Annotated in this window: 22 protein-coding genes; 10 read left to right on the top strand and 12 right to left on the bottom strand. The window is 67.8% G+C overall.

What is annotated here, in order from left to right:
• Positions 1-96: 96 nt before the first annotated feature.
• Together ABFX36_RS17890 and ABFX36_RS17885 are read right to left on the bottom strand one after the other, a co-directional pair.
• Positions 97-948, bottom strand: coding sequence for an SDR family oxidoreductase (locus ABFX36_RS17890; RefSeq protein WP_045537473.1), 852 nt, complete (start codon positions 946-948; stop codon positions 97-99).
• Positions 949-1,006: 58 nt separating this feature from the next.
• Positions 1,007-2,554 carry an MFS transporter gene (locus tag ABFX36_RS17885; protein ID WP_045537471.1) on the bottom strand — a complete coding sequence of 516 codons (1,548 nt, stop codon included), beginning with the start codon at positions 2,552-2,554 and terminating at the stop codon, positions 1,007-1,009.
• A gap of 118 nt (positions 2,555-2,672) precedes the next feature.
• Between ABFX36_RS17885 and ABFX36_RS17880 the strand changes: the two genes are divergently transcribed.
• Positions 2,673-2,810, top strand: coding sequence for a hypothetical protein (locus ABFX36_RS17880; protein WP_156150444.1), 138 nt, complete (start codon positions 2,673-2,675; stop codon positions 2,808-2,810).
• A gap of 39 nt (positions 2,811-2,849) precedes the next feature.
• Here the strand turns inward: ABFX36_RS17880 and ABFX36_RS17875 are convergent, their stop codons facing one another.
• The 5 genes from ABFX36_RS17875 to ABFX36_RS17855 form a co-directional block, all read right to left on the bottom strand.
• A complete protein-coding gene (locus ABFX36_RS17875; RefSeq protein ID WP_045537469.1) occupies positions 2,850-3,281 on the bottom strand; it encodes a DUF6918 family protein in 432 nt (143 codons plus the stop codon).
• Between the two features lie 14 nt (positions 3,282-3,295).
• Positions 3,296-4,156 (bottom strand): MaoC/PaaZ C-terminal domain-containing protein, encoded by an 861-nt coding sequence (locus tag ABFX36_RS17870; RefSeq protein WP_062366007.1) that lies wholly within the window; start codon positions 4,154-4,156, stop codon positions 3,296-3,298.
• Between the two features lie 3 nt (positions 4,157-4,159).
• Positions 4,160-5,875, bottom strand: coding sequence for a 3-oxosteroid 1-dehydrogenase (gene kstD / locus ABFX36_RS17865; protein WP_006897272.1), 1,716 nt, complete (start codon positions 5,873-5,875; stop codon positions 4,160-4,162).
• A gap of 134 nt (positions 5,876-6,009) precedes the next feature.
• Positions 6,010-6,867 carry a class I SAM-dependent methyltransferase gene (locus tag ABFX36_RS17860; RefSeq protein ID WP_062366005.1) on the bottom strand — a complete coding sequence of 286 codons (858 nt, stop codon included), beginning with the start codon at positions 6,865-6,867 and terminating at the stop codon, positions 6,010-6,012.
• Positions 6,868-6,915: 48 nt separating this feature from the next.
• Positions 6,916-7,713, bottom strand: a complete 798-nt coding sequence (locus tag ABFX36_RS17855) for a VOC family protein (protein ID WP_062366120.1) — start codon at positions 7,711-7,713, stop codon at positions 6,916-6,918.
• Between the two features lie 200 nt (positions 7,714-7,913).
• Here ABFX36_RS17855 and ABFX36_RS17850 point away from each other — a divergent pair, with 200 nt between their 5' ends.
• Positions 7,914-8,537: a ClpP family protease gene (locus ABFX36_RS17850; protein ID WP_006897265.1), complete on the top strand. Its 624-nt coding sequence runs from the start codon at positions 7,914-7,916 to the stop codon at positions 8,535-8,537.
• Positions 8,534-9,121: a ClpP family protease gene (locus ABFX36_RS17845; RefSeq protein ID WP_006897264.1), complete on the top strand. Its 588-nt coding sequence runs from the start codon at positions 8,534-8,536 to the stop codon at positions 9,119-9,121. Before ABFX36_RS17850 ends, ABFX36_RS17845 begins: the two co-directional genes overlap by 4 nt.
• 2 nt (positions 9,122-9,123) lie before the next feature.
• Here the strand turns inward: ABFX36_RS17845 and ABFX36_RS17840 are convergent, their stop codons facing one another.
• From ABFX36_RS17840 to ABFX36_RS17830, 3 genes are all read right to left on the bottom strand, one after another.
• Positions 9,124-9,438 (bottom strand): helix-turn-helix domain-containing protein, encoded by a 315-nt coding sequence (locus ABFX36_RS17840; RefSeq protein WP_346077630.1) that lies wholly within the window; start codon positions 9,436-9,438, stop codon positions 9,124-9,126.
• A gap of 86 nt (positions 9,439-9,524) precedes the next feature.
• Positions 9,525-9,908: a hypothetical protein gene (locus ABFX36_RS17835; RefSeq protein ID WP_006897262.1), complete on the bottom strand. Its 384-nt coding sequence runs from the start codon at positions 9,906-9,908 to the stop codon at positions 9,525-9,527.
• Positions 9,908-11,074, bottom strand: coding sequence for a 3-ketosteroid-9-alpha-monooxygenase, oxygenase component (locus ABFX36_RS17830; RefSeq protein ID WP_039867754.1), 1,167 nt, complete (start codon positions 11,072-11,074; stop codon positions 9,908-9,910). The genes ABFX36_RS17835 and ABFX36_RS17830 overlap by 1 nt, the downstream gene beginning before the upstream one ends.
• 157 nt (positions 11,075-11,231) lie before the next feature.
• Between ABFX36_RS17830 and hsaA the strand changes: the two genes are divergently transcribed.
• The 6 genes from hsaA (at position 11,232) to ABFX36_RS17800 (ending at position 17,196) form a co-directional block, all read left to right on the top strand.
• Positions 11,232-12,416, top strand: a complete 1,185-nt coding sequence (hsaA, locus tag ABFX36_RS17825; RefSeq protein ID WP_006897260.1) for a 3-hydroxy-9,10-secoandrosta-1,3,5(10)-triene-9,17-dione monooxygenase oxygenase subunit — start codon at positions 11,232-11,234, stop codon at positions 12,414-12,416.
• Positions 12,417-12,454: 38 nt separating this feature from the next.
• Positions 12,455-13,369, top strand: a complete 915-nt coding sequence (gene hsaC, locus ABFX36_RS17820; protein ID WP_062366003.1) for an iron-dependent extradiol dioxygenase HsaC — start codon at positions 12,455-12,457, stop codon at positions 13,367-13,369.
• A gap of 126 nt (positions 13,370-13,495) precedes the next feature.
• A complete protein-coding gene (gene hsaB, locus ABFX36_RS17815) occupies positions 13,496-14,071 on the top strand; it encodes a 3-hydroxy-9,10-secoandrosta-1,3,5(10)-triene-9,17-dione monooxygenase reductase subunit (RefSeq protein WP_045537461.1) in 576 nt (191 codons plus the stop codon).
• A complete protein-coding gene (locus ABFX36_RS17810) occupies positions 14,062-15,258 on the top strand; it encodes a hypothetical protein (protein ID WP_082083898.1) in 1,197 nt (398 codons plus the stop codon). The genes hsaB and ABFX36_RS17810 overlap by 10 nt, the downstream gene beginning before the upstream one ends.
• Positions 15,259-15,284: 26 nt before the next feature.
• Entirely contained in the window at positions 15,285-16,067 is a 783-nt protein-coding gene (locus ABFX36_RS17805) for an SDR family oxidoreductase (protein ID WP_045537459.1), read from the top strand.
• Positions 16,060-17,196, top strand: coding sequence for a sulfotransferase family protein (locus ABFX36_RS17800; RefSeq protein ID WP_045537457.1), 1,137 nt, complete (start codon positions 16,060-16,062; stop codon positions 17,194-17,196). Before ABFX36_RS17805 ends, ABFX36_RS17800 begins: the two co-directional genes overlap by 8 nt.
• Before the next feature lie 45 nt (positions 17,197-17,241).
• Here the strand turns inward: ABFX36_RS17800 and ABFX36_RS17795 are convergent, their stop codons facing one another.
• Together ABFX36_RS17795 and ABFX36_RS17790 are read right to left on the bottom strand one after the other, a co-directional pair.
• Positions 17,242-18,741: an HNH endonuclease signature motif containing protein gene (locus ABFX36_RS17795; protein WP_045537456.1), complete on the bottom strand. Its 1,500-nt coding sequence runs from the start codon at positions 18,739-18,741 to the stop codon at positions 17,242-17,244.
• Between the two features lie 86 nt (positions 18,742-18,827).
• A complete protein-coding gene (locus ABFX36_RS17790; protein WP_045537454.1) occupies positions 18,828-19,697 on the bottom strand; it encodes an alpha/beta fold hydrolase in 870 nt (289 codons plus the stop codon).
• Between the two features lie 174 nt (positions 19,698-19,871).
• Here ABFX36_RS17790 and ABFX36_RS17785 point away from each other — a divergent pair, with 174 nt between their 5' ends.
• On the top strand, positions 19,872-21,098 hold the full coding sequence (locus tag ABFX36_RS17785; protein WP_045537452.1) for an Nramp family divalent metal transporter: 1,227 nt from the start codon (positions 19,872-19,874) through the stop codon (positions 21,096-21,098).
• Positions 21,099-21,825 lie beyond the last annotated feature (727 nt).

Genomic DNA, 21,825 nt, shown 5'->3' with positions numbered 1-21,825 from the left:
GCCCCCTGAAGGTCGGTGCCCCTGCGATGCCCGTCAGATTACCCGCAGGAGCAGGTCGATTCGGACGATCCTCTCCGTCATGTCATCGGCCGGACGTCACTCGCCGTCCGTGAGCGGCTTCTCGTACGCCGACCGCACCGAGGATCCCGTCACCGCGGCGACCTGGTTCGGCACCGTGGCACGCAGGGCGCGGTCGCGCACCGATTGCGGCAGAACGCCGGAGATCGCGACCAGGGCTCCGACGGTCCGCGGCACCCATACCTGGAAGCGCCTGGTCTCGATCGCCGACACCACCGCGGCCGCGACGTCGTCCGGACTCAGCCGCTTCACCGATCCCGAGGAGGTCCCGGCCGCCAACTCGGTGTCGACCACGGTCGGCATCACCGCGGTGATCGCGACGCCGGTGCCGCGCAGTTCCTCCCGTACGCCGGTGAGGTAGCCGAGAACCCCGTGTTTGGTTGCGGCATAAGAGGATTCGCCCGGCGGAGCGAGACGCGACGCCGCTGAAGCCACCGTGACGATGTGGCCGCGTCCGCGGTGCCGCATCTCCGGCGCGGCCAGGCGCACACCGCGGATCACTCCCAGCAGGTTCACGGCCACCATCCGCTCGGCGGCGACCGCGGGTTCGGTGTCGAAGGGGCCGACCCACATCACGCCCGCGTTGTTGACGAGCACGTCGATCGGACCGAGGTCGGCTGCCGCATCGGCCAGGAAGGCGGCGAACGAGTCGTCGTCGGTGACGTCCAGGCGGTAGCCGCGGGCGGTTCCGCCGAGTCTGTCCGCCGCACGGTGAGCCGCGTCGGCGTCGAGGTCGCCGATCGCCACGCGAGCGCCGAGGGCCGTCAACCGGTCGGCGATCGCGAAGCCGATACCCCGCGCGGCGCCGGTGATCGCCACGGTGGTGCCTGCGATCTGAACGGGTCGGTGCCGGCGGAACGAGAAGCGCATGAGTCCAGTCTGCCCCTCGGCGACCGTCGAAGCGAGAGGCCCCGGCGGACGGAGGTGCTCAGTCGTCGAGGCGGGGTTCGGGTGCGAGGACCGCGCGAGGAGCGAACCAGCCGAGGAAGGCCGCGCCCGCGAGCAGGATCGAACCGAGCACCAGACAGGCGGACTGCAGCGGAGGCAGGAACGCCGCATACGCGCCCTCGGTGATCTTCTCGGCGAGCGAAGACGCCTGCGGTGGCAGGTGACCGGCCACCTCCACGGCACCCGCCAGCGAGCCGCGCACCCCGTCGGCGGCGCGTTCGGCGGCGTCCGGGTCGATCGTCGCCAGCTGGTCGTGGACGTCCTGCGCGGTGCCGGTGATGCGTCTGTCGTACCCGGCCGCCAGGATGCTGCCCGCCAGGGCGATACCGATCGCCGCACCGAGTTCGCGGGCGGTGTCGTTGACAGCCGATCCGACGCCTTGGTTCTCCAACGGGGTATTGGACATGATCGCGGTGGTGGACGGGGCCGTCGCCAGCCCGATACCGACAGCGCACACGCCGAGCATCACGCCCAGCTTCCAGTACACGTCGGCGTCGACGATCCCGAGCGCGAGCACGCCGGCCGCGGCGATCGCGATGCCGGTGGCGAGGACTGCGCGCAGCGAGTAGCGGACCGCCACGAGGTTCCCGATCATGGCGAAGACGCCGACGCCGACCACCATCGGGAACAGCGCGACCGCCGACTTGAGTGCCGAGTAGCCGAACACCAGCTGCAACTGCAGGAGCAGCAGATAGAAGACGCCGAAGGAGGCGAGGAACTGCAGCGCCACCGACAGTGAACCGGCGGCGAAAGCGCGGTTGCGAAACAGGTTCACGTCGAGCAGAGGCGAGGATCTGCGCAGTTCGATCACGATGAACGCGGCGATCATCGCCGCGCCACCGATCAGGCAGATCAGGATGAGCGGGTTCGTCCATCCCCGATGCGGCGCCTCGAGCAGGCCGTAGACGACGGCGGCGATCGCGGTCATCGACGTCAGCGAGCCGATGTAGTCGAACCGTCCCGGGGCGTCGTCCTTCGAACTGCCGATCGTGACGGTGAGCAGGAGGGTGGCCACCGACGACGCCGCGAACGTGATGAAGACCGAATGCCATCCGAAGAAGTTGAGCAGAACCCCGGTGACGAAGAAGCCCATTATCGCGCCGGCCCCGGCCACGCCGGCCCAGATGCTGATCGCGAGCGCGCGCTTCTCACGGGGGACACCGGCCGTGATGAGCGACAGTGTGGCCGGCATGATCATCGCGGCGCCGACTCCGGCGACCACGCGGGTGAGGATGAGCTGGGTGGGGGTGTCCACCCAGACCGCGGCCAGTGAGCCGATTCCGAAGACCACCAGACCGATCATCAGAACCGGCTTGCGTCCGATCCGGTCGCCGATCGCACCCGCGGGCAGCAGCAGCGCGGCCAGTACCAAGGTGTAGCCGTCGATGATCCACGTCATCTGCGCGGTGGTGGCGCCGGTGGCGCGGGCGATGTCGGGCAGCGCGGTGTTGAGCGCGGCCATCGCCGCCACCACCAGGCTCACCGCCAGACAGGCGACGAGGATCAGCCACGCCGTCGCGAAGGTCATCGAATCGTTGCTGGTTCTTTGCCCGACACGCACAGTCTGTTCATCGCCTTCTTTTGTAACTTGTGACACATTGGTCACACGGACAACAGATCACGATCTCGAGGGAGAGTTGATCACCATGGCTTCCAACCAGCTGACGTCCGGCGTCACCGAGATCCGGCAGGGCCGAATCCACATCTGGCGTCTGCTCGCGATGGTCGCGGTTCTCGCCGCGATCCTCACCGTCCTGCTCCTGATAGTCGCAAGCGCGGCTTGATCGTCTTCACGATCAAGCCGCGCTCGCGTCGTCACTGAACTAGCCCGCGTACTTCTCGACGACCGCGCCCACCGGGTACAGAGCGTCGATGACGTGGCCCTTGGCCTTGCCACGGACGCTCTTGTACGCCTTGGCGAGGACCGACGGGGCGCTCTGCGCCTGTCCGTCGGTGACGGCGAGCAGCGCCTCGGCGGCCTGGTCGCCGTTGGCTGCCAGGTGGGCGCCGAAGGGCGTGCCCGCGGGCTTCGAATCCCACAGCGGCGAGAGCGCGCTCATGAAGTCGGGCAGCATCTTGTTCGTCGCCACCTGGACCACGCCCGGCTTGAACTTCTGAGCCGCCGAGTACGCGGTCTTGATCGCCGCGCCCGACAGGCCGGACTGCTTCTTCACCTCCGCGTCGATGACGTCGGCGAAGTCGGAAGCCATGGCTTCGCGGTTGGCGTCGAGCAGGGGCAGGAGCGAGGCGGTCATGCAGAGCCTTTCGGTCAGGATTCGATGAACACGACGTTGCTCAGGGCCGGTGCGTCGTCGCGGTCGACGACGGTGGTGGCCACGAGCAGTCGGTCGCCATCTTCCCAGGCGCGGACTCGGAGCGTCTCGCCGGGGAACACAACTCCGGCGAAGCTCACACCGTAATCGGCCACGGCCGAGACGTCGCCGCCGAAGACCTCGTCGACCACGGCCCGGCAGACGCTGCCGTACGTGCACAGCCCGTGCAGGATCGGCCGCGGGAAGCCGGCCTCGGACGCGAATTCCGGATCGCTGTGCAGGGGGTTTCGATCACCGCACAGTCGGTAGAGGAGCGCCTGGTTCGGCTGGGTCGGCACCAGGATCTCGCGGTCGGCGGCGCGGTCGGGGAGATCCACCCGGGTCGACGAGCCGCGCTCGCCGCCGAATCCGCCCTCGCCCTTGGCGAAGATCGACGATCGTGCCGTCCAGAGCGGCTCGCCGTTCTCGTCGCGAGTGACCGATTCCTGGATGACGACCGCGGCCGAGCCCTTGTCCTGCACCTCGGCGATGCGCGTGCGGGTGGTCGCGGTGCCGGTCGCGGGCAGCGGCCGGTGCACCCGCACCTGCTGGGCGCCATGAACCACCTTCGACAGGTCGATGTCCACTCCGGGGAACGACACCTTCGGTGCCTCGGTGGCGTTGAACGTCGCCGCGACGGTGGCGAACGACGGCAGTACCTTCGGCTCCGAGTCGTGGACGTACTGCAGACCCGCGGTGTCCAACGGGTCGTGGGCCCCGCCCACGGCGAGGTTGTAGAGCGCCACTTCGCGCGGCGTCCACGAGAACGTCACTTCACCGAGGTCGGCGCCGGCGGCGACTGAGGGATCGATGGGCATGAATCAGGCTCCTGCGTGCGAGACGGTGGCGTTCTTGGCCTTCTCGACGGCGTCGAGCGCGGCGAGATATCCGAACACCATGGCCGGGCCGATCGTGGCGCCGGGACCGGCGTAGGTATGGCCCATCACCGGCGCGCTGGTGTTGCCCGCGGCGTAGAGGCCTTCGATCACGCTGCCGTCGGCTCGCAGTGCGCGTCCCGCGGTGTCGGTGTTGACGCCGCCCTTGGTGCCCAGATCGCCCGGAACCATCTTCACGGCGTAGAAGGGCGCCTTGTCGACGACGCCGAGGCTCGGGTTGGGCTTGTTGGTGATGTCGCCGTAGTAGTGGTCGTAGGCGCTGTCGCCGCGGTGGAAGTCCTCGTCCTTGCCGCTGCGGGCGAATCCGTTGAAGCGCTCGGTGGTGGCCTGCAGCTTGTCCGCGGGCAGGCCGGTCTTCTCGGCGAGCTCGGCGATGGTCGTGGCCTTCACGACGACGCCCGACTTGAGCCAGCTCTTCGGCAGCGGCTGTCGTGCGGTGACGCCTGCGAACAGGTATCGGTTGCGGCAGCGCTGATCGAAGATGAGCCAGCCGGGCACGTTCTCGCCTGGGCCGTCGCCCTGGCCGAACTGGCCGCCGTACATCTGGTGGACGGCCTCGACGTAGGGGAGCGATTCGTTCATGAAGCGCTCGCCCCGGGTGTTCACGATGAAGGTGCCCGGCACCGAGCGTTCCGAGAGCGCGAACCACGGACCCTTGGGCAGCGGAATGGTGGGTCCCCACCAGGCGTCGTCCATCAGGGAGACGTCGGCGCCGACCGCGAGCGCGGCGTTGATGCCGTCGCCGGTGTTGGTCGGTGCACCGGTGGTCCACTCGCTGCCGATCGGCGCGCGCTGGTACTTCGCGCGCATCTCGGCGTTGTGCTCGAAGCCGCCGCTGCCGAGGATCACACCGTAACGGGCACGCAGTTCGGTGGCGGCGCCGTCACCCGTCCCTACCTTGACTCCGACCACGGCGCCGTTGTCGGTCACCAGATCGGTCAACGGAGTGTTGAGCCGGATGTCGACGCCCGCCTGCCGGCAACCGAGCAGCAGCTCCGCGGCCAGGGCGGCTCCCATGGCGATCATCTTCTTGCCGCGGCTGCGGGCCCAGAAGAAGCGTGCACCGACCTTCGCCATTCGGACGGGGCCGCGCCAGTGCCGGAATCCGGTGTTGAGCCAGCGGTAATCGGACTGCAGGACGACCATGTTCAGCGGTGCCTTGGTGTACTGGGGATGCAGCGTCGCGAGATCGTCGCCGAGGCGTCGGGCGTCGAACGGCTTGGGCTCCACCGAACGTCCCATCGCACGACCGCCGGGGGCCTCGGGGTAGTAGTCCGAGTATCCCTTGACCCACTCGAGTTCCAGTGGTGCATGGGCGATCAGATAGTCGAGAGCCTCCGGTCCGCGGTCGATGTAGGTGTCGATCCGCTCGGCGGGAGCGTGCTCGCCGATGATGGCGTGGGCGTACTTGCGTGCTTCCTCGGGGGTGTCCTCGACGCCGTCTCGGCGCAGGATCGAGTTGTTCGGAATCCAGACGCCACCACCGGACCGCGACGTGGATCCGCCCCAGTACGGCGACTTCTCGATGAGGACGGTCTTGAGGCCTTTGCTGGCCGCGGTCAGCGCGGCCGCGAGACCGGCGCCGCCGGCACCGACCACGATGACGTCGAACGTCTCCGGCTCGCCGGCTTCGGTGTTCATGGCTTCGGTGGTCATTTCCTGCCCTTCGTCTGCATGCTGCGCTCATCGCGCCAAAGTAGAACGTGTTGCAGAACAGCCTAAACTAGAACACGTTCGCACTGAAAGGGCGGCTCGAGACTGACGGTGGCCGTGACTCAGGCGGCGGCCGTCACCAGCCAGCAGTGATTCGGGTGCTTCACCGCACCGTCGACGAGGTTGGCGCGCAGATCGGCCCGGACGCGGTCGAGGAGTTCGGCCCAGCCCGCCTCGCCGAGCGTGCCGCGGACTCGGTCGGAGACGAGTTGTCCGCTGCTGGTGGCGAGGATGACGGCGAGACGTTCTTCGACCCCGTCCGTGCGACCGCCCGCGCCGTCGGGAGTCGAGTAGTCGCTCTCGAATGTGAAGGGGTCGATGGAGATCTCCGACCAACTGGAACCGTCGAGAATCGATCGGAGGTAGTCGCGGTCGTCGAAGGCCAGCGGGCCCGGAGTGCCCGGCGCCGGACGTTCCGGCGGCTCGTCGAGCGCGGAGACGAGTGTCTTGGTCCCGAGACTGAAGATCCGGTTGCTTGAGCCCTCCTGCCAGCAGATGAACGCGAGTCGACCGTCCGGCGCCGCCGCTCGGCGGATGTTCTCGAACGCTTCGACCGGACGGTCGAAGAACATCACGCCGAATCGCGACACGATGCGGTCGAAGCCGCGGTCGCCGATGAGCCCGCGCAGATCCGCGGTCTGCGCGTCGGCGACCACAGCCCGTGCGCCGGGAACCCGACGGTTCGCTGCGTCGACCATCGCGGGCGAGATGTCGACGCCGACGGCATCCGTGCCTGCGGCGACCGCCGCCTCCAGGAGCGTGCCTCCGCCGCATCCCACATCGAGAACGGAGCCGGTCAGGTCGGCGGCTTCCACGAGCGCTCGGGTGGCCGGAGCGAAGATCGCATCGAAGATCGCGTCCTGTTCAGCCCACGCCGCCCCGTGCTGAGTCCAGTCGGGTTGCAGAGAGTCGTTCGCCATGTCTGGGACGCTATCGGCGGCGACACTCGGTCCGCAACGGATCGTGAGTCACATCCCGGCGGGCGGGGTCGCGACGCAGATGGCGGCGCCCATCGGGTCCTTGAACGAGGCGAGGACGCCGTACGGCGTGTCATCGGCGGGCATCAGGATCTCGCCGCCCAGCCTCCCGACAGCGGCGAGCGTGGCGGGGACGTCGTCGACGGTGATGTACACCTGCCAGAACGACGGGTGCCCGTCGCCGAGCATCCCGGCCGCGTCCATGATCCCGGCGGTGCCTTCGCGGCCGTCGCCGCCGGTCACCATCACCTGCGCGTAGCGGCCCGGCCCGTCTGAGCCGCCGCCGATCTCCTCCAGTTCCCAGTCGAATACCCGCGGGTAGAACGCCGATGACGCGGCGTAGTCCATCGACATCTCGTCGAACCAGTACGGTGTGCCGGGCTCGCCGCGCCGCACGAAGCCGGGGTGCGTTCCGGGCTGCCAGACGCCGAACGCCCCGCCCGCCGGATCGAGATACACGGCCATGGTCCCCATGTCGCCGACCGGCATCGGCGGCACGACCACGCTGCCGCCCGCCGCGGTCACCGAGTCGGTGGTGGCACTAGCGTCGTCGCTGCGGAAGTACACCGACCAGACATTCGTGGGCCCGTTGTCGGAGCCGCTCATGGGCATCAGGCCGGCGACGCGCGACCCGCCGGCGGTGAAGTTGCGGTAGCCGCCGAAATCGGGGGACGGCTCCTCGATCGACCAGCCGAACAGCGTGCCGTAGAAGTCGGAGGCGCGGTCGACGTCGCTGGTCATCAAGTCGAACCAGATCGGGGCGCCGGGCGCGGCGGAATAGGAGGGCATGACGGTCTCGCTTTCGTTCGCGGTGGCTGTCGCTGAAATGGACGTCACCTGTAGATCCTTCTCCATCGCCGCTTCGGTGTCCACGGTCACGCTGTCTCGCCTTGCGTGCCGACGGTCGCGGGGGCCGGGTCCGCCGTCGGCGGATCCGCTGCGGGCAGATCCGCATGTACCGGCACCGTCCGACGGCGCACGCTGGTGCCATGACGAAACCCGATGAATCCCAACACTTCACCCGCGACGACCGCCAAGACCTGTATCGGCGGCGGGTCGTGGTACTCGACGGCCAGTTGGACGACGACAACGGCACCCTTCTCGCGACGCAGATGCTCTCCCTGGCCGCGGCCGACGACAGCGCCGACATCTCGCTCTGGATCCACTCACCCGGCGGGTCGGTTCCGGCGATGCTCGCGATCCGGGACGTGATGAACGTGGTGCCGTGCGATGTCTCGACCCTGGCTCTCGGGATCGCCTGCAGCGCGGGACAGTTCCTGTTGTCGGCGGGGGCCCGGGGCAAACGCCGGGCCATGCCGCACGCTCGCATCCTCATGCACCAGGGGTCGGCGGGTATCGGCGGAACCGCTGCCGATGTGGAGTTGCAGGCCGACGACCTGCGGTACACGCGGGACACGGTCCTGGGCCTGATCGCCGAGGACACCGGCCGCCCGCTGGAACAGATCTTCGAGGACTCGATCCGCGATCGGTGGTTCAGTGCGGAGCAGGCACGCGACTACGGTTTCGTCGACGAGGTGGTCGGGAACTTCACGGACGTGGTCCCGCACGCCGATCGGACCGGTTTCGGCCTCACGGGGAAGGCTGCGCGATGAGCTCCTACCCGATCCCGAACGTCGTCGAGCGGACGCCCGCCGGCGAACGGTTCACCGACGTCTACTCGCATCTGCTCGCGAGCCGGATCGTCTATCTCGGCACTCCGATCGACGCGGGCGTCGCGAACGCCCTCGTCGCGCAGTTGATCTACCTCGAAGCCGACAACCCCGACCGGGATATCGAGCTGTACATCAACTGCGAAGGCGGCGACCCGGCGGCGATGCTCGCGATCTACGACACCATGCAGTACATCCGGCCGCCGGTGGCCACGACGTGCGTGGGGCAGGCGGTGTCGGTGGGAGCGGTGCTCCTCGCGGCCGGGGCGCCGGGCAAGCGGTCCGCGACGCCGCATTCGAGGCTGGTGCTGCATCAGCCTGCGGCGGAGGGACGCGGCACGATCCCCGACTTGATCATCCAGGCCGACGAACTGGTGCGCGTGCGATCGCAGATGGAGCGAATCCTGGCGCGCCATACCGGGCACGACGAGGCGGAACTGCGCGCCGACACCGATCACACGCGGGTGTTCACCGCCGCCGACGCTGTCGGCTACGGGTTGATCGATCAAGTGGTCGACGAGCGGTGACCTCAGGCCGCGCAGGCCAGCGCGGTCGGACGCGACGGCGCCGGGGCCGCCGCGGTCGGCTGCGTCTCGCGGAGGTGCTCGCCGACCGCTACGGTCACGTCGCCCAATGTGGTGTCCAGGGCGCCGACCACGGCGGCGATCATCTCACTGGAGGGATCCTTTCGTCCGCGCTCGATCTCCGACAGATACTGCACCGACACTCCGGCGCGGGCGGCGGTGTCGGCCAGACGTTCGCCCCGCCGGAGCCGAAGGCTGCGCAGATGTTCTCCGAGCGCTTCCCGGAGCAATGGTGTGCGGACGATCGCGACGACTCCCATGACTCCAAATTAGGCCAGGCGGCGAAGACGACGCCGCCGACTCTGCTCAGAGCAGAATCGGCGGCGTGGCTGTGGGGAGACCGACCTCACCAGTAGCCGTCGGGATCCTCTTCCGGGGACTCGCTCGGGATGATGCCCTCGGCGACCCCGTGATCGATGCTCGCCGACAGCCGCGGGCACGTGGGCAGCAGTGCGGCATTGCCGCCCGAGGCCCGGATCTCGGAGATCTGCGAGCACCGGGCCAGCGCGTCGTCGTTCCACTGGACGCTGGTGTGGTGCGCGCTGGTCTTCTTCACCATCACATGTGCGTGGCATGTGCGGCACTCGATGTCCGTCATGCCGCCGGTGAGGTAGTGCTTGCGGTCCCGGGCGGTGGCGTCGGCGATCGCGGCGACGCGCTCGGGATCGCCGGCCCACTGCGGGGCCTTCGCCCAGCCGGGGACCGCGGCCCGCTCGTCGGCGCGAGTCATCAGACCGACGCGCCCTCGGAATCGTTGGCCTCGGCCTCCGCGGCCTCCTTCTCGGCCTGGATCCGCAGGTTCTCCTGGACTTCCTTGTTCCAGGTCTCCTGAGCCTTGGCGGTGTCGATCTCGTACTCGAAGCGGCCCGTCATCTCCTCGGTGACGTCGGCGACGTCCACGTAGAACTGCTCGTACCAGCGTCGCAGCTGGTAAACGGGTCCGTCCTCCTCCACCAGCAGCGGATTGTCGATGCGGGTCTTGCGCTTCCAGATCGCGACGTCCTGCATGAACCCGACTTCGACGCCCTTGGTGATCGTCTTGACCATGCCGTCGGTCTGCTCGGGCGAGAGCCCCTGCGGGATCTTCGCCATGACGCCGAACATGAGGACGAACGAGTTCGAGTCGATGGGGTAGTGGCAGTTGGTCAGAATCGTCTCGACCGAGTACTTGCCGTAGTACTGCACCATCGGGTTCAGCATGTAAGACGGGCCGTAATACGCGGCGATCGACTCCAGGCGGGTGTCGCCGTAGGCGGTCGAGATGCCGACGTCGGGTCGGCCGTGGCTGTTCATGTACTGCGCCGCGGTCTCACCTTCGAAGACGTTCTTGAAGTAGTCCGGCAGCGCGTAGTGCACGTAGAAGAAGTGCGCCATGTCGACCACGTTGTCGATGATCTCGCGGCAGTTGGAGCCCTCGATCACGAGCTTGTTCCAGGTCCACCCGGTCCACTCGTCGGTGCCGAACTCGGCGAGTTCGGGAATGATGACGTCCTCCGGCGGCGGGTTGCCCTCGGGATCGTTGTAGACGAAGACCTGGCCGTTGCGGATCATCGTCGGCCACGTACGGGTCTTGGCCAGCTTCGGGTGCCGCTTCGCGTAGGGCACCTCGGCGCAACGCCCCTTGCCGTTCCACTGCCATCCGTGGAACGGGCACGCCACGTTGTCGCCCTTGACGGTGCCCATGGACAGGTCGGCGCCCATATGGCGGCAGTAGGCGTCCAGAGTGTGGATGTCGCCCTTGCTGTCGGCCCACACCACCAGCTTGGTACCGAAGATCTCCAGCGAGTGGGTCTCGCCGTCGTTGTACTCGTCCACCAGGCCGATGCAGTGCCAGCCTCGCGCGAATCGGGTGGGGGGCGTGCCGGTGTCGATCTCCCGGATGTCGGTGTCAGCCATCTTCTCGGCCTCCTCGTCGGTCTCGTTTCGGGCTCTGACCCGTCTGACTCGATAGTAGAACATGTTCCACTAGAATGAGAACGTGTTCTAGTCCAAAACGAGAACGTGTTCTAATATTGGTCGTAAGTCGATGACGGCACACGAACAGGAGTGACTCATGTCAGCACAGCGGAGCGAAGCCGCGCAGCAGGTTCTGGACAAGATCGATGCATTGCTGCCGGATCTCGCGCAGCGCGCGCAGTCCACGGAGGATGCGCGACGCATCCCCGCGGAGGTCGCGGACATGCTCCAGGAGACCGGCTTCTTCAAGCTCCTGCAGCCCGCGCAGTGGGGCGGTCACGAGACCGACCCCGTCACCTTCTACGAGGCGGTGCGCCGTCTGGCCACGGCCTGCGGTTCCACCGGGTGGGTCGCGGGCATCGTCGGTGTCCACAACTGGCATCTCGCGCTGTTCAGCCAGCAGGCGCAGGAAGACGTCTGGGGCGAGGATCCCAATGTCCGCATCTCGTCCTCGTACGCACCGATGGGCATGGGTGAGGTCGTCGACGGCGGCTACAAGGTCAACGGCTCCTGGGCGTGGTCGTCCGGCTGCGACATCGCCGACTGGGTGGTCGTCGGCGGACCGGTCATCAAGAACGGCAAGCCGGTCGACTTCGTCAGCTTCCTGATCCCGCGGACCGACTACAACATCAAGGACGTGTGGAACGTCGTGGGCCTGCGCGGCACCGGCTCCAACACCATCGAGGTCAAGGACGTCTTCGTTCCCACGCACCGGGTTCTGAGCTTCGGCGTCATGAGCAAGGGCGCCGCTCCCGGGCTCGAGCGCAACACGGCGCCGGTCTACAAGATGCCGTGGGGCACCATCCACCCGTCGACCATCTCGACCCCGATCGTCGGCATGGCCTACGGCGCCTACGCCGCCCACGTCGAGCATCAGGGCAAGCGCGTCCGCGCCGCCTACGCGGGCGAGAAGGCCAAGGACGATCCGTTCGCCAAGGTTCGCATCGCCGAGGCCGCCTCGGACATCGACGCCGCGTGGCGTCAGCTCTCGGGCAATCTGCAGGCCGAGTACGACCTGATCGTCGCCGGTGAAGAGGTGCCGATGGAACTGCGTCTGGCCGCGCGCCGCGACCAGGTCCGAGCGACGTCGCGTGCGATCGACTCCATCGATCTGCTCTTCGAGAACTCCGGCGCGCACGCACTGGAGAACGGGACGCCGATCCAGCGTTTCTGGCGCGACGCCCACGCCGGCCGCGTTCATGCGGCCAACGACCCGGAACGGGCCTACCAGGCCTTCGGCAACGGCGAGTTCGGCATCCCCATCGGCGACACGATGGTATAGCGCGACGGCCCGACTACTTGACGAGGAACGACGAACACATGACTGACGACCAGAGCCCGATCCGGTCTCTCGGCTACATGCGGATAGACGCCACGGACATGGACGCGTGGCGTGAGTACGGGCTGAAGGTGCTCGGCATGGTGGAGGGTTCGGGGTCCATCCCGGGCGCCCTCTATCTGCGGATGGACGACTTCCCGGCGCGCCTGGTGATCGTGCCCTCCGATCGCGATCATCTCGCGTGCTCGGGCTGGGAGTGCGCCACCGCGGCCGGGCTGCAGGAGGTCCGTGACCGGCTCAGCGCCGCGGGTGTCGAGTTCCGGGAGGGCACCCCGGAGGAGATCGCCGACCGCCGCGTCGACGAGTTGATCGTCTTCTCCGATCCCGACGGGAACGTCCTCGAGGCCTTCCACGGGGTGGCGCTGCAGCATCGCCGGGTGGTGAGCCCGTACGGCCACACCTTCGTCACCGGCGAGCAGGGCCTGGGTCACGTGGTCCTCACCACCACCGACGACGCGCGGGCGCTGACGTTCTACCGGGACGTTCTGGGCTTCCGGCTCCGCGACTCGATGCGGCTCCCGCCGCAGGTGGTCGGGCGTCAGGAGGGTGAGGAGCCGGCGTGGCTGCGGTTCTTCGGTTGCAACCCTCGGCACCACTCGCTGGCGTTCCTGCCGATCCCGAACAGCACCGGCATCGTGCATCTGATGGTCGAGGTCGAGAACTCCGACGACGTCGGCCTGGCCCACGACCGCGCGCTGCGCAGGAAGGTGCCGATGTCGGCCACGCTCGGTCGCCACGTGAACGACCTGATGCTCTCGTTCTACATGAAGACGCCCGGCGGCTTCGACGTCGAGTTCGGTTGCGAGGGCAGGCAGGTGGACGACACCGACTGGATCGCCCGCGAATCGACGGCGGTCAGCCTCTGGGGTCACGATTTCACGATCGGTATGAAGTAGGTCCGAGCCCGTTCCGCCGGTCGAGCGAGCGGAGTGAGTCGATTGCCCACTCCGTCCGCTCGGCCCGATCATCCGGCCGCACTGCACCCGACCCACTGCATCCGACCCCACCGAAGGGAAACCGACATGACTCCGCACTCCCCGTACGGGACCGACGACTTCGACTCCCGGCAGTTCCGGACCGCGATGGGCCAGTTCTGCACCGGGGTCACGGTGATCACCACGCTCGACGAGGAGGAGAAGCCGGTCGGCTTCGCCTGTCAGTCGTTCGCGGCGCTGTCGCTGGACCCGCCGCTGGTCCTGTTCTGTCCGCAGAAGACGTCGCGAACCTGGCCGGTGATCGAGGCGCGGGGGCAGTTCTGCGTCAACGTGCTGTCGAACCGGCAGCAGGATGTCAGCGCGACCTTCGGCGCGCCGGGGGCCGACAAGTTCAAGTCGATCACCTGGGATCCGTCGCCCGCGGGGCTGCCGGTGCTGCGGCACAGTCTCACCTGGGTGGAGTGCTCGGTGGACTCGGTCACCGACGGGGGCGACCACTGGATCGTCATCGGGCGGGCTCAGATCCTCGGCGAAGTGCTGCAGGACAAGCCTCTGCTGTTCTATCGCGGCGGCTACCTGTCCACCGAGCATCCGCGGGTGACGCCGGCTCAGGCCGAACTCGACAACTTCCTCACCTGGACCGGAGGCGACACGTGGCTGTGACCGAGCCCGCGGAGTCGGTCACCGCGCCGTTCACCGCGGCGATCGCCGAAGCCGAGGCGCTGGTGCGCAGTGCGGACTTCGCCGAGACCGACGCCGAGCGCGCGGAGGGTCTCGACTATCTGGCGGGCGGCATCTCGTCGATTCTCCAGGTGGCACGCGCGGGGGAGAAGACGCATCCCTATTTCGTGACTTCCACGGGGCCGTACTCCAAGATGGGGCTCGACAACCCGGACACGCTCTATTACCACGCGACGGTGGTTCCCGAGGCCACGTACGTGGTGCGGGGCGTGCGCGGCACCACCGCTGATCTGGCCTTTCAGGTGATCCGGGGCAATTACACGGCGGATGAGGTCCCCGGCGGAGAGACCGCCTTCGACGATCGCGTGATCCCGATCGCCGACGACGGGAGTTTCGAGATCACGTTCGGGCCGGAGCGGCCGGGAGTGCCCGACGGCACCCACTTCGTGCTGGGTGAGGGCGCGACCATGCTCTCGGTCCGGGAGGTGTACAGCGACTGGGCCGCCGAGCAGAAGGGTTCGATCACCATTGAGCGGGTGGACACCGTCGGACTTCCACCCGCGGAACTCTCCACCGACCGGATCGCCAAGCGCTACGCCGTGGCGGCGAAGATGCTGACCTCGCGCGTGAACACATGGTTCAACTTCCCCAAGTGGTTCTACCTCGGTGAGCCGGTCAACACCTTCACGGCGCCGCGCACCACGCCGGGCGGGTTGGCGACTCAGTACTCGTCGGTCGGTCACTTCGATCTGCCCGCGGGCCGGTCGATGGTGGTGACCGTGCCGTGCTCCGATGCGCCCTACCAGGGCTTTCAGCTCGGCAGCATGTGGTACATCTCGCTCGACTATGTGAATCATCAGACGTCGCTGAACTCGGCTCAGGCTCAGGTGGACCCGGACGGAATGATCCGGATGGTGATTGCGGCGAACGATCCGGGAATCGCGAACTGGGTGGAGACCACCGGCCGGCGGCGCGGCATCCTGCAGTTCCGGTGGCAGCGGACCGATGCGCCGATCACTGCCGAGCAGGGTCCCACGGCCGTGGTGGTGAACGATGCCGACGTTCCCTCGCATCTGCCGTACTACCGGGACAACCGGATCGACGCCGCCGGCTGGGCAGAGCGGATCGCGGTCCGGCAACGGGCATTCGCCCGCCGGATGCTCGGATAGACAGGCTCGGATAGACAGGACGGGTAATGGCAGGTCTTCTCGACGGAAAGATCGTCGTCGTCTCCGGAGTGGGTCCGGCGCTGGGCCGTGCGGTGTGCGTGCGTTCCGCGGCCCAGGGGGCTCGCGTGGTGCTCGCGGCACGGACCGAGTCGCGGCTCGCGGAGATCGCGGCCGAGATCCGGCAGGCGGGCGGCGAGGCGCTGACCGTCCCCACCGACATCACCGACGATGCCGCGGTGGCGAACCTCGTCGATCGCACCATGGCCGAGTTCGGCGGGGTCGACGTCCTGGTCAACAACGCCTTCGCGGTCCCGTCGATGAAGCCGCTGGGCCGCACCGACTTCGACCAGATCACTTCCGGTCTCGACCTCACCGTGCTCGGCACACTCCGAGTCATCAAGGCGTTCACGCCCGCGTTGAGCGAGGCGAACGGGTCGATCGTGAACGTCAACTCCATGGTGATCCGGCATTCGGAGCCGCGTTACGGCAGCTACAAGATCGCTAAGTCGGCGCTGCTGTCGATGTCGCAGACACTGGCAACCGAGCTCGGCGGCGAGGGGATTCGGGTCAACAGCGTCGCGCCCGGATACATCTGGGACGACCAGCTGAAGTGGTACTTCGGCGAGGTCGCGAAGAAATACGGGATCACCCCGGAGCAGGTCTACGAGCAAACCGCGTCGCGCAGCGATCTGAAACGGCTGCCGGAGCCGGCGGAGATCGCAGACGCGGTGCTGTTCCTCGCCTCCGACCTCGCGCGGGCGATCACCGGACACACTCTCGACGTGAACTGCGGTGAATACCATGACTGAGTCCCGAACCACTGTCGGCACGGTCGACGAACTGCATGAGGCGGCGATCCGCGCCGTCGGCCTCGACGACTTCGGCGACACGGACTACCTCGAAGGTCTCGAGGTGCTGCTGTCGTCGTACGCGCAGTCCGCCGATCTGGAACCGTTGGGCAGCAAGATGTTCCGCTACTTCCTCAAGGGCGCGCTGATCGCACGGCTGCTCAGCGAGGCGGGGTGGAAGAACAACCCGGATTACGTGCGGGTGCCGGTGGAACGGCCGGTGTTCGTCACCGGACTGCCGCGGACCGGCACCACCGCGTTGCACAGGCTGCTGGCCGCCGACCCCGCCCATCAGGGGCTGGAGATGTGGCTGACGGAGTTCCCGCAGCCGCGGCCTCCGCGCGAGACATGGGACGCGAACCCGGTCTTTCAGCAGATAGACGCCGGGTTGTCGCAGCATCACGTGGAGAACCCGGAGTTCATGGGGCTGCACTACATGGGCGCGGCCGAGGTGGAGGAGTGCTGGCAACTGCTGCGGCAGTCGCTGATGTCGATCTCGTACGAATCGCTCGCGCACATTCCCGAGTACTCGGAGTGGCTCGCGCAGCAGGATTGGACGCCCGCCTACGAGCGCCACCGGCGCAATCTCCAGCTCATCGGCGGCAACGACGTCGATCGGCGCTGGGTGCTGAAGAACCCGAGCCATCTCTTCGCGCTCGACGCGATCATGGAGGTGTATCCCGACGCTGTCATCGTGCAGACGCATCGTGCGCCGGAGACGATCATCGGATCCATGTGCAGCCTCGCGGAGCAGGCGACGGCGGGCTACTCGCGTGCGTTCACCAGGGACCGGATCGGGCAGACGCAACTCGATCTGTGGTCGCGCGGTCTGCACGCGTTCTCTCGGGCGCGCGAGAAGTACGACCCGGCGCAGTTCGTCGACGTCGACTTCACCGATCTGAGGGCGGACCCGTTCGGAACCGTGGAGCGCGTGTACGACGCGATCGGTGCCGAGTTCACCGACGCCGCCAAAGGGGCGATGACCGCGCTCGACGAGGATTCCAAGTCGGGCGACCGCCGGCCGCAGCACAAGTACGCGCTTGAGGACTACGGGCTCACCGCAGATCAGGTGCGCAAGGCGTTCGCGTAGGAGCGGTCCACGCTCAGATCCTCGGGGCGCGCGGTGCTCCGCCGGTCAGGCGGCGATGAGGCGGGCGAGGTAGGCCTCGCCGCGGGAGTCGCCCGGTGCGGGCGGGGCGTGCGGACCCTGATCGGGCAGGAGTTCGGCGTGGTGGATCTGGTTGACCCTCCACCCTTTCCGAGGGTACCGAGCAGCGACGGGTCGCCACGCGATGCGCCCGGCGTGTGGACCGTCGATGAGGAGCATCGTCTCCCAGTCGCCGGCGGCCTTGCCCACTGAGCGGTTGTGACGGCCGCACGCCGCCCCGAGGTGGTCGACATCGGTGGGACCGCCGTCCGCGTAATCGGGGAAGTGGTGGGCCTGGGTGCGGGCGAACGGTGCTGAGCATCCGGGGGCGGTGCACCCGCGGTCGCGGGCGAAGAGCATCAGCCGCTGGGCTTTCGACGCGAGGCGTCGTCCCCGACCCAGGTAGAGGGCCTGGCCGGTGTGGTGAGAGAACACCGCCAAATGCGGAGTCGCGTCGGCAGCGACTTCGATCAACTCAGCGACGGGCAGCCGAGTACCCGTCGCGGTCAAGGCGACACCCGCGTGCTCGCGCAGTTCTTTGTCTGTGACGGTGACGACGATCTGCGACGACAGCCGGCCGTTCCCGGTGGTTGCGGCGGCGGTCAGTGCGCGTTCGGCGTCGAGCAGCGCGACGAGGGCGTCGTGGCCGCGTTGTCCGGCGGTGCGGTCGTCGCGCTCGGCCGCAGCGGCGACCGCGGCGGGGTCGGCGACTTCGCACGCCCCGCGTGGAGACTCCGGATCTGCCGGGTTGTTCATGCCGGGTGCGGCCCACGAACCCAACAGGAGTTCGAAGCGGGCCCGCAGCGCCGGGGTCAGGGACGCAGTCACTTTGCTCATCAGCCGCCGGTCCTGCGGCATCAAGGCGAACTTGCGGCGCCGCTTGCGGTCCCGCTCGTCGGTCAGTGATCCGTCGGGGTCCAGGTGCGCTAGCAGCCGGATCCCGGCGGCTCGGACGCCGTCCGGGGTCAGCTCCCGCGCCACAGCAGCCAACTGGGCCTCGGCCTGTTCACGCGTCAGTGGGTCGACGGCGGCCGGGATTCTGTCCATGATCGCATCGATCTCCCGGACGTGGGCCGCACCGATGACCCCGTCGGTGACCGCATCGGCGGTGGCCAGGCGCGCCGGTGGGAGGGTTTGGCCCTGTAGTCCGGTGAAGCGGCCGATCGCGGCAACGCTGGTCCGTCGGCGGCGGGCCTCACCGTCGCCCAGACGCAGTCCCGAGGACAGGTACTGATGCAGTGACAGGTAGCCGTCCTTGCGGTAGGCGCCGCGGTCGGAGACCTCCACCAGCAGCGCGGCGTCGACGGCGTCGAGCCGGCGGTGCACTCGCTCGAGAACCTCGGCGATCTCGAGGAGCTGTTCCTCGGTGGCGGCGGTGAACCGGGCAGCGGCGAGTGCAACCGTCGCCCCCTCGATCATGGCGACCAGGGTGGCCGGATCTGTTGGCAGCGCCGTTGACGGCTCGGCTTCCGTCTGATCTGCATCCATCCGACTCACCCCCTATCCGTGTCGTCGATCACTCTCTATCCGATTGTATGTACGAAGCCTATCGCGGGGGTACGACAAGGCCTGGGTTACAAACCGCTACGGTCCAGGAATCCCTCGATCGCCGCGGCGAAGACCTCGTTGTCGTCTCCGGCAACCATGTGGCCTGCGCCGCTGACGTCGGCGGTCTCCGCGTGGGGGATCAATGCGCGCATGTGCTGCACGCCGGCGTCGCTCACAACATCCGACTTCCCGCCGCGGACGATGAGCGTCGGAACGGTGACGTTCCGGGCGGCCTCGGCCAGGCGTTCGGGATCGGTGTGCCGGCGCGGTTCGTCGCCGTCGCCCGACCGGATGAACTGCGGGTCCCAGTGCCAGTACCAGCGTCCGTCGTCGCGGCGTCGCACGTTCTTGCGTAGTCCGTCCAGGGTCGCCGGACGTGTTCGTGCCGGGTTGTACGCCGCCACCGCGTCGGCCACCTCCTCCAGGCTCGCGAATCCGTCGACGTGATCGGTCATGAACGCCTTGATGCGGTCGATGCCCGTCTGCTCCACGTTGACCACGATGTCCACCAGCACGAGCGCCGCCGCGGCCGACGGGTCCTCGCCCGCGGTGCAGAGGCCGGTGATGCCGCCGAGCGACGCACCGACGATCACGGGGGCGCCAGACAGTGTCGGGAGCACGCCGCGCAGGTCGGAGACGAACGCCTCCAACCCGTAGTCGTGGTCGCGCGCCCAGTCGCTGTCGCCGTGTCCGCGCAGATCGATGGTGTAGACATCCCGTCCGCGCGAGACCAGGGCGGAGGCGGTGCGGTCCCACGAATGGCGGGTCTGCCCTCCGCCGTGCAGCAGCAGCGCGGGAGCGGCCGCGGGGCCGGAACCGATCGCGCGCCAGTGGTCGCCGCGCAGTGTGAGGTCGCCGATTTCGACAGCGAAGGACTGCGGGACTGTGACGGTCATGATGGCGGCCTTCCGATGCGACGATTTCCTCTCTTGTGGGTACTACATATCGGAGTCGTCCGCGTGGGTGGGGTGTCGTGCGCGCCGGAATCGAGCAAGTGACGAGTCATTGGTGAGCATCCGCACATTAGAGTTCGGTTGACCGAATCATTGGTGAACGCCTAGCCTCATTACATGCTTCGCACAAGGGGGTCGGGGACTCGTTTGCGCGCCGTGGGCCTGCTGGGACCGGCGTTCGTCGCGGCGATCGCCTACGTCGATCCCGGCAATGTCGCGGCCAACATCACCGCCGGCGCGAAGTACGGGTATCTCCTCGTCTGGGTACTGGTCGTCGCCAACGTGATGGCGGTGATGGTGCAGTATCAGTCGGCCAAACTCGGGGTGGTGACGGGGAAGACGCTCCCCGAGACGTTGGGGCGGCGCCTGTCGCGGCGGTCGCGTCTGCTGTTCTGGGCCCAGGCCGAACTCGTGGCGGGAGCCACCGACATCGCCGAGGTGATCGGCGGTGCGATCGCCCTCAACCTGCTCTTCGGACTGCCGTTGCCGATCGGCGGAGTGATCGTCGGCCTGGTGTCGATGGCGATCCTCTCGATGGCCGATCGGCGCCGACAGCGGCGATTCGAAACTGCGATCGTGGCGCTGTTGGCCGTGATCGTCTTCGGTTTCCTGGCCGGACTGCTCGTGAATCCGCCCGACGCCGGCGGGATCATCAACGGCATGGTTCCCCGGCTCGACGGCGCCGAGACTGTGCTGCTCGCGGCATCGATGCTGGGGGCGACGGTGATGCCCCACGCGATCTATCTGCATTCGTCCCTGGTGATCGACCGGCATGGTCAGCCGATCGGCGCCGGCCGCACGCGCAGGCTGCTCGCGGTCACGCGGATCGACGTCGTCATCGCGCTCGTGATCGCGGGCACTGTGAACATCGCGCTCCTGGTCCTCGCTGCGTCGAGTCTGTATGGACGCGAGGGCACCGACAGCATCGAGGGGGCGCACGATGCGGTACGCGATGCGCTCGGGCCGGTGGTGGCGGCGGTGTTCGCCGTCGGTCTGCTCGCGTCCGGTATCGCTTCGACGTCGGTCGGCGCGTACGCCGGTGGCGCGATCATGGGAGGGCTGCTCAAGCGGCGGATTCCGATTCTCGTACGCCGCGCGGTGACGCTGATCCCGGCGGTCGTCGTCCTGGCGCTGGGTGTGAATCCGACGATGGCGCTGGTCATCTCGCAGGTGGTGCTCAGCTTCGGGATCCCGTTCGCGATCGTTCCCCTGCGTCGCTACACCGCGGACCGGGCCTTGATGGGCGAGTTCGCCGACGGCCGCCCGTTGCGCTGGGCCTCCGCTGTCGCCGCAGTCGCCATCGTCGTGCTCAACGTGGTGTTGATCGGTCTGACGTTCGCGTAGGTGCGCTGTCTGGGCGGGTCTGCGCGCGGTGGTTGGGGACACTCGCCGTCGTCCCCAGGCCTATGAGTAGGCGTGTGAGCGTAGCGAGCGCGTCGTATCGAGACATGGTGTGTAGCGGGTTGGTTTCGACTCGCTTCGCTCGCTCAACGAGCCTGGGGGCTCGCTCAACCGGCCTGGAGGGGGCGCTCGTCGTCGTTCCGAGGTTTGTCGAGTGGGCGTGTGAGCGTAGCGAGCGCGGCGTGTCGAGACATGGTGTGTGCATTGTGGTTTCGACTCGCTTCGCTCGCTCAACGAGCCTGGGGGCTCGCTCAACCGGCCTGGAGGGGGCGCTCGTCGTCGTTCCGAGGTTCGTCGAGTAGGCGTGTGAGCGTAGCGAGCGCGTCGTATCGAGACATGCTGCGCGCGTTGTGGTTTCGACTCGCTTCGCTCGCTCAACCGGCCTGGAGGGGGCGCTCGCCTTCGTTCCGAGGTTTGTCGAGTAGGCGTGTGAGCGTAGCGAGTGCGGCGTATCGAGACATGGTGTGTGCGGGTTGGTTTCGACTCGCTTCGCTCGCTCAACCAGCCGGGGGAGGGCTCGCTCAACGAGCCTGAGAGGGACGTTTGAAGCGCCCTGGGTTTGTTGGAGGCTCCTGACCTTGGAAACGAGGATGGAGTTATGCCGAAGGAACTGGCGAATGGGAAGCCGACGACTCGTCGCTACTCGGTCGAGGAGAAGGCCGCCGCGGTG

It is taken from the genome of Gordonia cholesterolivorans, assembly GCF_039531975.1.
In the GTDB taxonomy this organism is placed as follows: domain Bacteria; phylum Actinomycetota; class Actinomycetes; order Mycobacteriales; family Mycobacteriaceae; genus Gordonia; species Gordonia sihwensis.
Note: the sequence above shows the minus strand (reverse complement) of the source record. Positions and strands in the feature narration are given on the sequence as shown.

Coding starts and splice junctions, on each gene's coding strand:
- ABFX36_RS17890 (WP_045537473.1), bottom strand. CDS start 948: ATGCGCTTCTCGTTCCGCCGGCACCGACCCGTTCAGATCGCAGGCACC.
- ABFX36_RS17885 (WP_045537471.1), bottom strand. CDS start 2,554: ATGACCTTCGCGACGGCGTGGCTGATCCTCGTCGCCTGTCTGGCGGTG.
- ABFX36_RS17880 (WP_156150444.1), top strand. CDS start 2,673: ATGGCTTCCAACCAGCTGACGTCCGGCGTCACCGAGATCCGGCAGGGC.
- ABFX36_RS17875 (WP_045537469.1), bottom strand. CDS start 3,281: ATGACCGCCTCGCTCCTGCCCCTGCTCGACGCCAACCGCGAAGCCATG.
- ABFX36_RS17870 (WP_062366007.1), bottom strand. CDS start 4,156: ATGCCCATCGATCCCTCAGTCGCCGCCGGCGCCGACCTCGGTGAAGTG.
- kstD (WP_006897272.1), bottom strand. CDS start 5,875: ATGAACACCGAAGCCGGCGAGCCGGAGACGTTCGACGTCATCGTGGTC.
- ABFX36_RS17860 (WP_062366005.1), bottom strand. CDS start 6,867: ATGGCGAACGACTCTCTGCAACCCGACTGGACTCAGCACGGGGCGGCG.
- ABFX36_RS17855 (WP_062366120.1), bottom strand. CDS start 7,713: ATGCCCTCCTATTCCGCCGCGCCCGGCGCCCCGATCTGGTTCGACTTG.
- ABFX36_RS17850 (WP_006897265.1), top strand. CDS start 7,914: ATGACGAAACCCGATGAATCCCAACACTTCACCCGCGACGACCGCCAA.
- ABFX36_RS17845 (WP_006897264.1), top strand. CDS start 8,534: ATGAGCTCCTACCCGATCCCGAACGTCGTCGAGCGGACGCCCGCCGGC.
- ABFX36_RS17840 (WP_346077630.1), bottom strand. CDS start 9,438: ATGGGAGTCGTCGCGATCGTCCGCACACCATTGCTCCGGGAAGCGCTC.
- ABFX36_RS17835 (WP_006897262.1), bottom strand. CDS start 9,908: ATGACTCGCGCCGACGAGCGGGCCGCGGTCCCCGGCTGGGCGAAGGCC.
- ABFX36_RS17830 (WP_039867754.1), bottom strand. CDS start 11,074: ATGGCTGACACCGACATCCGGGAGATCGACACCGGCACGCCCCCCACC.
- hsaA (WP_006897260.1), top strand. CDS start 11,232: ATGTCAGCACAGCGGAGCGAAGCCGCGCAGCAGGTTCTGGACAAGATC.
- hsaC (WP_062366003.1), top strand. CDS start 12,455: ATGACTGACGACCAGAGCCCGATCCGGTCTCTCGGCTACATGCGGATA.
- hsaB (WP_045537461.1), top strand. CDS start 13,496: ATGACTCCGCACTCCCCGTACGGGACCGACGACTTCGACTCCCGGCAG.
- ABFX36_RS17805 (WP_045537459.1), top strand. CDS start 15,285: ATGGCAGGTCTTCTCGACGGAAAGATCGTCGTCGTCTCCGGAGTGGGT.
- ABFX36_RS17800 (WP_045537457.1), top strand. CDS start 16,060: ATGACTGAGTCCCGAACCACTGTCGGCACGGTCGACGAACTGCATGAG.
- ABFX36_RS17795 (WP_045537456.1), bottom strand. CDS start 18,741: ATGGATGCAGATCAGACGGAAGCCGAGCCGTCAACGGCGCTGCCAACA.
- ABFX36_RS17790 (WP_045537454.1), bottom strand. CDS start 19,697: ATGACCGTCACAGTCCCGCAGTCCTTCGCTGTCGAAATCGGCGACCTC.
- ABFX36_RS17785 (WP_045537452.1), top strand. CDS start 19,872: ATGCTTCGCACAAGGGGGTCGGGGACTCGTTTGCGCGCCGTGGGCCTG.